The sequence below is a fragment of the Chitinophaga sp. RAB17 genome, from assembly GCF_052114225.1.
Classification (GTDB): Bacteria; Bacteroidota; Bacteroidia; order Chitinophagales; family Chitinophagaceae; genus Chitinophaga.
Window position 1 is genome coordinate 1 of the sequence record NZ_JBFREI010000056.1, and the last position, 454, is coordinate 454.

Annotated in this window: 1 protein-coding gene; it reads left to right on the top strand. The window is 67.6% G+C overall.

Annotated elements, in window-relative coordinates; translation table 11 throughout:
* The coding region (locus tag AB4Z08_RS35830; RefSeq protein ID WP_441578576.1) for an RNA polymerase factor sigma-54 at nt 1-454 on the top strand (454 nt) is incomplete at both ends.

Below are 454 nucleotides of genomic sequence, written 5' to 3' on the forward strand. Positions count from 1 at the left end.
TCGCAGAGCGGCTCGGTGTGAGCGCGGACAAGGTCGAGCACGTGCTTGGCGTCATCCAGGGCTTCGACCCCTCCGGCGTCGGCGCGCGCGATGTTCGCGAATGCCTGTCGATCCAGCTGCGGGAGCGCGACCGCTTCGACCCGGCCATGCAGGCTCTGGTCGCCAACCTCCACCTTGTCGCCAAGCGTGATTTCTCGGCGCTCAAGCGCATCTGCGGCGTCGACGACGAGGATATCGCCGACATGGTCGCGGAAATCCGCAGGCTCGACCCTAAGCCCGGACGGGGTTTCGGCGGCTCGGCGGCCGAGACCGTCGTTCCGGATGTCTTCATCAGGCCGGCGCCGGACGGTTCCTGGCTGGTCGATCTCAATCCGGATACCCTGCCGCGCGTGCTGATCAACCAGACCTATCACGCCCGCGTCTCCCGGGCGGCGCGGAACGACCTGGACAAGGC